4 protein-coding genes, 3 pseudogenes and 1 other annotated feature are annotated in these 7,128 nt (G+C 66.5%); of the genes and pseudogenes, 2 read left to right on the forward strand and 5 right to left on the reverse strand.

The window, feature by feature from the left end; all coding sequences use genetic code 11:
* The first annotated feature begins 277 nt into the window (after nucleotides 1-277).
* Complete coding sequence (locus ASF27_RS03825; RefSeq protein ID WP_056357770.1) at nucleotides 278-847, forward strand: ferritin-like domain-containing protein; 570 nt, start codon at nucleotides 278-280, stop codon at nucleotides 845-847.
* 123 nt (nucleotides 848-970) lie between these two features.
* Here the strand turns inward: ASF27_RS03825 and ASF27_RS03830 are convergent, their stop codons facing one another.
* Nucleotides 971-2,662 (reverse strand): HAMP domain-containing methyl-accepting chemotaxis protein, encoded by a 1,692-nt coding sequence (locus tag ASF27_RS03830; protein ID WP_056357773.1) that lies wholly within the window; start codon nucleotides 2,660-2,662, stop codon nucleotides 971-973.
* 563 nt (nucleotides 2,663-3,225) lie between these two features.
* Between ASF27_RS03830 and ASF27_RS22990 the strand changes: the two are divergent.
* A pseudogene (locus ASF27_RS22990) lies at nucleotides 3,226-3,644 on the forward strand (transposase); the annotation flags it as partial.
* A gap of 273 nt (nucleotides 3,645-3,917) precedes the next feature.
* On the opposite strand, the gene ASF27_RS22810 reads toward ASF27_RS22990, so the two are convergent.
* The 4 genes and pseudogenes from ASF27_RS22810 to ASF27_RS03860 all read right to left on the reverse strand — a co-directional run.
* Nucleotides 3,918-4,124: a transposase gene (locus ASF27_RS22810; protein ID WP_056165674.1), complete on the reverse strand. Its 207-nt coding sequence runs from the start codon at nucleotides 4,122-4,124 to the stop codon at nucleotides 3,918-3,920.
* A gap of 480 nt (nucleotides 4,125-4,604) precedes the next feature.
* On the reverse strand, nucleotides 4,605-4,967 hold the full coding sequence (locus tag ASF27_RS03845) for an avidin/streptavidin family protein (protein ID WP_056165671.1): 363 nt from the start codon (nucleotides 4,965-4,967) through the stop codon (nucleotides 4,605-4,607).
* A 713-nt stretch (nucleotides 4,968-5,680) separates the two neighbouring features.
* Nucleotides 5,681-6,687: pseudogene (locus ASF27_RS03850) on the reverse strand (IS3 family transposase); the annotation flags it as partial.
* Nucleotides 6,512-6,628: a sequence feature (AL1L pseudoknot), on the reverse strand. It overlaps the preceding pseudogene by 117 nt.
* A gap of 67 nt (nucleotides 6,688-6,754) precedes the next feature.
* A pseudogene (locus tag ASF27_RS03860) lies at nucleotides 6,755-7,078 on the reverse strand (transposase); the annotation flags it as partial.
* Between the last annotated feature and the right edge of the window lie 50 nt (nucleotides 7,079-7,128).

Below are 7,128 nucleotides of genomic sequence, written 5' to 3' on the forward strand. Positions count from 1 at the left end.
GGGGAGGCGCCTGCGTTCGTCGCGATGCGCGCGAGGGGGTATTTCGGACCGGCCATCCCCGGCCTCATAGCACAGGGATGGCCGGCTGGGATGCCTTCACGGGTCCACGAGGACACGATCGTTCGCCGGGGGCGGCCAAGCCCTGTCCCGGTTCCTCCACAGGCCGAAAATATCGCCGGGAGCCGACGTGGGAGGGACGCGTTGCCTGCCCACGAACCGCCGAACACCGTATCCAGCGCACGCTCGGCGCCCCCCCGTACAGGCAAGGAATCGATCCATGGCGACCAAGGTGAAGACCCTGAACGATGCCTTCTACGAGACCCTGAAGGACGTCTATTACGCCGAGAAGCAGTCCGTGAAGGCGCTCAAGAAGGCGGCCAAGGCGGCCGAGCACGACGAGCTGCGCCAGGCGTTCGAGACCCATGCGGACGAGAGCGCCGGCCAGGTGGAGCGCCTGCAACAGGTGTTCGAGATCATCGGCAAGCCGGCCCGCGCCAAGACCTGCGAGGCGATGCAGGGCATCACCTCCGAGATGGAGGAGGACATGGACGATTTCGGCGACAGCCCGGCCGCCGACGCGGTGCTGGCGGCCTGCGCCCAGGCGGTGGAGCATTACGAGATCGCCCGCTACGGCACCCTGAAGACCTGGGCGGCCCAGCTCGGCCACGCGGACGCCGCCGCCCTCCTCGACGAGACCCTGCAGGAGGAGAAGAAGGCCGACGCCCTCCTGTCGAAGATCGCCGAGACCCTCAACTCCGAAGCCGACACCGGCGAGGGCGAGGACGGCGAGGACGCGGATGCCGCCCCGAAGGCGACCAAGGGCAGGACCGGCCGCAAGGCCGCGTAGGCTCGGCGAGGTTGGGCTCGGCGAGGTTGGGCTCGGCGAGCCCGCGACCCATGGTGAAGGCGGCCGGATCGGCCGTCTTTTCAACGTTCGGGGTCGGGTTACGGTGCGGGCCGCCGGACGGGTTCAGGCCGCCTTCACGCCCGCGAGGAAACGCGTCACCTCCCCGCTGAGGCTCTCGGAGTAGCGCGACAGTTCCCGGGCCGCGCCGAGCACCTGGGTGGCGGCCGCACTCGTGGTTCCGGCCCCCATGCGGACATGCTCGATGTTGTTCGTCACGTTGCGGGTGCCCTGGGCGGCCTCCTGCACGTTGCGGGCGATCTCCTGGGTGGCGGCGCCCTGTTCCTCCATCGCCGCGGCGATGCCGGAGGAGAAGCTGGACATGTCGGCGATGGTCTTGCCGATGCGCCCGATGTCGCTGACGACCTCGCCCGTCGCACCCTGGATCTCGCCGATCTTCAGGCGGATGTCCTCGGTGGCCCGCGCCGTCTGACCGGCGAGTTCCTTCACTTCGGTGGCGACCACGGCAAAGCCCCGTCCGGCCTCGCCGGCCCGCGCCGCCTCGATGGTGGCGTTGAGCGCCAGGAGGTTGGTCTGGCCCGCGATGGTCTGGATCATGGCGACCACGTCGGTGATGCTGTCGGCGACGACCGCGAGCCGCTGCACGGTGGCCTCGGTCCGGCGGGTATCCGCCACGGCCTGGTCGGCGTAGGTCGAGGACTGGCTCACCTGGCCGACGATCTCCTGGATCGAGGCCGACATCTCCTCGCTGGCCGCTGCCACGGTCTGGACGTTGGCGGAGGTCTGCTCGGCCGCGCCCGCCACGGACACCGCCTGCTGGATCGCCTGCTCGGCGGTGGCGGACATGGACTGAGCCGTGGCCTCCATCTCGGTGGCCGCACCCGCCAAGCCCTGGGTCAGGACCGAGACGTCGGATTCGAAGCGCCTAGTCAGGCCGTCGAGGATCTCGGCGCGGCGCATCTTGGCGGCGTTCTCGACCTCCTGCTCGGCCGCGAGGCGCCGGGCCGTCACGGCGTTGACCTTGAACACTTCGAGGGAGCGCGCCAGCAGGCCGATCTCGTCCTTGCGCTCCACACCCTCGACCGCGATGGCGAGATCGCCCCGGGCGAGCCGGTCCATGGCGGCGGTCATGCGGCCGATCGGACGCGACACCCCCATCACGACGATGGCGGCGGCGAGACCCATGGCGGCCAGCAGGCCGAAGGCGGCCGACACGATCAGCAGGGTGGTCGACGTGGCCGCGAGGCGCTCCGCCTCACCGGAGGCCACCGCGAGCTGCTGCTCGATGACGCCACTCCGGGACTGAGCCTCCTCGCGAAGTTTGGTGCGGCGCGGCGCAGCCTCCTCCTGGGAGATCTTCATCCCCTGGGCCGACTCGCCCTTCACGCCGTGGTTGGTGGACCGTTCGAGGACAGCATAGTAGGCGTCCAGGCCAGCGCGCAGGCTCTTGTTCGCCGCCGTCCGCTCCGCCGAATCCTCGAGGGCCACCAGGCGGTCCAGGGCCGCGTGGCTCGCCTTGATGGCCGCGGCCTGCTTGGCCTGATAGCCGCTCATCTTGGAGAGATCGGTCTCGACCAGCGTGTTGCGGTTCTGCACCGCGGCCTCGGTCATGGCGACCTGCATGGTCAGGATGTGGGCCTGCCGTGCGGCCTGGACCTGCGCGATCTGGTGGGTCTGCCCGGCGAGGGAGATCAGGGCCGAGCGGGCATAGGCGACGAGCCCGGCCGCGACCACGGCCATGATCGCCAAGGGAAGAGCGATCTTCGTCAGCAGGCTGAGATTGCTGAAGGTTCTCATGAGCAAGGACTTTCCGGCTGACCTTTCGAAGCGGCCATACGGAAACGTTACCGCAAGCAGTTAAATCGTTCCTTAATAAAATCAAATATCCAATCGAGGGGATTCTGAAAAAGCCTGCAAGACAAACAGGATTTAGATGGCCATATGTCCGTCAAAGGGTCGTATTTCGACGCCATGGCTCGGCTAAACTGCATCTATCGGTTCGGTATCGAATGCAACAAGCAAGCGCTTCTCGCATGCGAAGTCTCGGTCCGGTCATGATATTGGTCGGGCGGAGGCCCGTATCGCCCTCCGAAAGAGAGCGCTGCGGCATCGGACACGCTGGCGGCTGCCCTGAATACGATATCCGCATGCCAACGACAGGAGCGGGGGCGGTCCCTAGAGCCGTGCCCGAGGGTATTACGGGTGATGCGTTGACGGGCGGAGGCGTGCTCGATGCCGTCATGAGACCTTCTTGGCCAGATCCAGGCCGATGGTGCCGACCCCTGGCACGGACGCCGCCCTCGGGTGGTTCACACCACCACCACTTCGGCCCATCGACGCCGTCGGGGCGACCATCCCATCACGACAAGACCATTACCGTCACCGCCGCTTTGCGCAGCAGCGGTCCCACCGCCATCGCCCTGTTCGACGGGTCCACGAACGGCGCGCACTTCCGCGCTTAACGACCGACACGCTGGTTCCGGTGCTGAAGCCGGACGATACCGTCATCCTCGACAACCTGAACATCCACGAGGTGGTCGGCGTGCGTGAGGCCAGCGAGGCGGCCGGCGCACGGATCCGCGCCCTGCCCGCCTGCAACCCGGACCTCGATCCGATCGAGCCGACGTTCGCCGAGCTCAAGGCCCTGCGGCGCAGCGCGGCGGCCCGCACCGTCCCCGACCGCCAGGCAGACATCGGCAAGGCGTTCGGCCGCTTCACGCCCCAAGAGTATCGAAACTCCATCGCCGCCGCCTGGCACGAATGCGACTTGGCCGTCGCTGCATGGGCGGGAACGGCTCTCGCAGCTGGGCGCGGCGATTTCGAACCGACGGATCGGGGCCGACCGGTCCACGGCGCGAGGCCAGGCACCCACGTCGCGCGACCGGCCCGGAGTCTCCGCTCCCGCTTCCGTCTCCGATGGGCTCGGTTCGCATCGGGCTCGGTTCGCATGGGCTTGGATGTTCCGAGAGCTCACCCGCACGCCCGCAAAAATTTCTCTAGGGTTGTTTTAAACGAGAATATTTCACCTCTGAGCCTGTTTGAGGTCTTATTGTCAGGCTGGATTGTTGAGGGCGTTGGCGGCCATGAGGCTGGCGGCGCAGGCAAGACGCCCTGTTGCGACATCGGGCCGACCGGCGCGCTCGCGGTGCAAGCCGCCCCGATGGCTCATCCAGCCGAAGCTGCGCTCGACCACCCAGCGCCGCTCCCGCACGACGAGGCCCTTCTGGTCCGGCTGCTTCTTGACGACGCGATGGCGCATGGCGTGCCGGTTGCACCACTCTCTTGCCCCCCACTCTTGGCACCACTCTTGGCCCCATCGTAGCCGCGCCGCCCGCGCACACCGAGGCACTTGACGCTTTGGGTGTCGACGATCGCCGGCCGCGGCTCCGGGCGGCGTCCGCAGCGCCGTCGCTGGCGGCGGGCGAGAGCCCGCATCAGCGCCTCGAACAGGCCTTTGTCGGTCCAGCGCCGGAACCAGCCATAGACCGTGCGCCAGGGTGGAAAGCCAGCCGGCAACCCTCGCCGGGCGCCACCCGTCCGCAGATGCCGGGCGATATGTCCTTCAGGCACGTCTCGTGACGCGTCCGATGTGGGTCCACCCACATCTGCTCTCCACTCCACCCCGCCAGGCGGACGTCGTGTTTGCACACGAGACAGATGGGGACGACCGGCGGAGGACCTCAAACAGGCTCCTGATAAGATGTGCGGCGCCTGAACACCGCCCGGATCCCGGCAACGGTCATCTGCGAGTGAAAGTGTCCGATCCCGCGTTGATCGATGCCCATTCCTCGCCGGAGTCGACCTGCTTGGTCATCTGCCAAAGCGTTTTGATTGTCTCCCTTGGCGCGTTCGGAAGAAGCTGCCCCACCCAGGAAGTGATCGCCTGAAAGGCCTCCCAGTGCACGGTGAAGGCGATCAAGTCTCCATCGACATAGCCGACGAGGGTACCGGCGGCCTTTATACCTCCGCTGCTGACGGCGCTCTCATATGTGCCGGAAAGCGCATCGTTCGTCTGAACAAGGACGACTTCCGAACCCCCTTCGTTCACCCACGTCCCCGCGAAATCGACCGAGGTTCCCGTCCTTGCCGTCGCTCGTGCCAAAGCCTTTTCTTATGGCATCTCGCTCCCCTTTCTCCGTCGACCAGCATGATCGACCACAAGCCAAGATAGCAAAGTCGCGCAGGCTTTGCGTTGGAAACCAAGAGACGCCGATACCATGCCGAACCGGGGGAGCGTTCATCGACCGCTGCGCGCCTCGGTAGCCAGCCGAGGAAGCGAGCAAAGCCGAGACCGTTATCGAACGCTGTAGTCTCACTCCGGTTCGCCGGTCCCCGCGATCCGTGCCAGGCTGGTGTCGTGGGCAAGCGCTGTGTCGCTCACGATCAACAAGTCCAATCCTTCATCTCGGTCTGGTCCAGGCCGTTTCAAAACTCGGGGATTGGGGCTTTTGCGATCGGGAGACGTCCCGGTCTCGCGAGAACGGGCTGTTCATCGCGTCGAACAGGTTCTTACGGTCGGGAGACGGCCAGTTCTTGGTGGAAAAGGTTTCCTGGGCGGTCTCTCGGCCTCTTCGGCGAGCGATCCAAGCCCCCGCTCAGGTGGGGATCGCCGCCAGGAGCTTCCGGCTTCCCATGATGTTGAGAACCCGCGTCAGATTGTAGGCCAGGACCTGGAGTGAACCGCCCCGGGTTTCCCGGAGGCTGTTTGGTTTGGATCAAGCGGCCAAGGCTTGCACCTCGGTCTGGGCATAGTAGTGCGCTTCGGCTTCGGCGGGNTGAACCGCCCCGGGTTTCCCGGAGGCTGTTTGGTTTGGATCAAGCGGCCAAGGCTTGCACCTCGGTCTGGGCATAGTAGTGCGCTTCGGCTTCGGCGGGAGGGATATTCCCGATGGGTTCGAGCAGCCGGCGGTGATTGAACCAGTCGACCCATTCGAGGGTGGCGTACTCGACGGCCTCGAAGCTCCGCCATGGGCCGCACCGATGGATGACTTCGGCTTTGAATAGACCGTTGATCGTCTCGGCGAGGGCATTGTCGTAGGAGTCGCCGACGCTGCCGACGGAGGGCTCGACCCCGGCCTCGACGAGCCGCTCAGTGTAGCGCAGCGCCAGGTATTGCGAGCCCCTGTCGCTATGATGCACGAGCCCGCCGCACTGGAGGGGGCGACGCTCGTGCAGGGCCTGCTCCAGGGCGTCGAGCACGAAGGCGGCGTGGGCGGTTCGAGAGACCCGCCAGCCGACGATGCGGCGGGCGAAGACGTCGATCACGAAGGCCACATAGACGAAGCCGGACCAGGTCGCGACGTAGGTAAAATCCGCGACCCACAGGGCGTTCGGGCGCGGGGCCTTGAACTGGCGGTTGACCCGGTCGAGCGGGCACTTCGCTGCCGGATCGGGGATCGTCGTCCGCACCGTCTTGCCCCGCACGACACCCTTCAGGCCCATCGCCCACATCAGTCGGGCGACGGTGCACCGGGCCACCCTGATCCCATCCCGGCCGAGTTGCCGCCAGACCTTGCGTACGCCGTAGACGTGGAAGTTCGCCTCGAACACGCGCCGGATCTCGACCATCAGCGCCGCGTCGCTCCGGGCCCGTGCCGGGAGCCTGCTGGGATCGGCGCGCCGTGCGGCATGAGCATGGTATGTCGACGGGGCGATCGGCAGCACCTTGCAGATCGGCTCGACCCCGTAGGCATCGCGGTGCTCGTCGATGAACGCCTTCATCGTTTGAACGGGCGGTCGAGCTCCGCCATCGCAAAATACGCGCTCGCCTTCCTCAGGATCTCGTTCGCCTGCCGGAGCTCACGAACCTCCCGCTCCAATGCTGGTCGGACCGCTGAAGCATCTGGCCGGTCTCCTCACCATCGTGTCGATGGCGGCGCTGGGCCTCGNTCGTTTGAACGGGCGGTCGAGCTCCGCCATCGCAAAATACGCGCTCGCCTTCCTCAGGATCTCGTTCGCCTGCCGGAGCTCACGAACCTCCCGCTCCAATGCCTTGATCCGCTCGCGCTCGTCCGTGGTTGGTCCGGCCCGTACGCCCCGGTCGCGCTCGGCTTGCCGAACCCAGTTCCTYAGCGTCTCGCCCGAGCAGCCGATCTTCGCAGCGATCGATTGCATCGCGGCCCAGGGCGAGCCGTACTCGCCCTGATGCTCCTGGACCATCCTGACCGCCCGCTCGCGGACCTCAGGGGAGAAGGGTGGGATATGCTTTGTCATGGCTCCAGTCTCTCAAGAGTTGGAGCCTCCGGAAATCCCGGGGCGGTTCA

The organism is Methylobacterium sp. Leaf102, assembly GCF_001422425.1.
Taxonomy (GTDB): Bacteria; Pseudomonadota; Alphaproteobacteria; order Rhizobiales; family Beijerinckiaceae; genus Methylobacterium.

What these genes read in the sequence shown, in the direction of transcription:
- ASF27_RS03825 (WP_056357770.1), top strand. Translation starts at nt 278, where the DNA reads ATGGCGACCAAGGTGAAGACCCTGAACGATGCCTTCTACGAGACCCTG.
- ASF27_RS03830 (WP_056357773.1), bottom strand. Translation starts at nt 2,662, where the DNA reads ATGAGAACCTTCAGCAATCTCAGCCTGCTGACGAAGATCGCTCTTCCC.
- ASF27_RS22810 (WP_056165674.1), bottom strand. Translation starts at nt 4,124, where the DNA reads ATGCGCCATCGCGTCGTCAAGAAGCAGCCGGACCAGAAGGGCCTCGTC.